The sequence below is a fragment of the Vibrio sp. 10N.286.46.A8 genome, from assembly GCF_041470165.1.
Lineage (GTDB): Bacteria > Pseudomonadota > Gammaproteobacteria > Enterobacterales > Vibrionaceae > Vibrio > Vibrio tasmaniensis_A.
In genome coordinates this window covers 1-400 of sequence record NZ_JBFRLX010000396.1, presented here as the reverse complement: position 1 = coordinate 400, position 400 = coordinate 1, and the positions used below count along the sequence as shown (strand labels likewise).

Annotated in this window: 1 protein-coding gene and 1 pseudogene; one reads left to right on the top strand and one right to left on the bottom strand. The window is 37.5% G+C overall.

What is annotated here, in order from left to right; translation table 11 throughout:
* Positions 1-103 (bottom strand): helix-turn-helix domain-containing protein (locus AB4232_RS22665; protein WP_372088107.1); only part of this gene is annotated, 103 nt, incomplete at its 3' end.
* Between the two features lie 205 nt (positions 104-308).
* Here AB4232_RS22665 and AB4232_RS22660 point away from each other — a divergent pair.
* Positions 309-400, top strand: a pseudogene (locus AB4232_RS22660) (arsenate reductase); the annotation flags it as partial.

Sequence of the window (400 nt, the reverse complement as noted above, 5' to 3'; positions counted from 1 at the left end):
GCCACCCCGTTTTTTCGATGAGTTTAGGCACATTTGGCCTATCAAGGCTTTCCACTAACAATGCTAAATATAGCCGCCTTGCAAAAACAGGACTCAACTCCATTGACACCTCCTATATATGTGCAACTCAATTATTTCTTTTTTTGCTGACAACATGTTGAGGCTGATCAATAAGTCTCCAATAGTGACATTTTCTTACTGTTTTTTTTCACTCTATGAAATATTCCTCACTCTATTTTGTCTGAATTGCCGCTTCCTGATAGGATTCAACTCATAACAACGAAATAAAATCACCCAAAGGAAGAATAATGACTATCACTATGTTTGGCATTCCGAATTGCGACACCATCAAAAAAGCAAAAAAATGGCTAGAAGCTGAAGGTATCGAGTTCGAATTTCA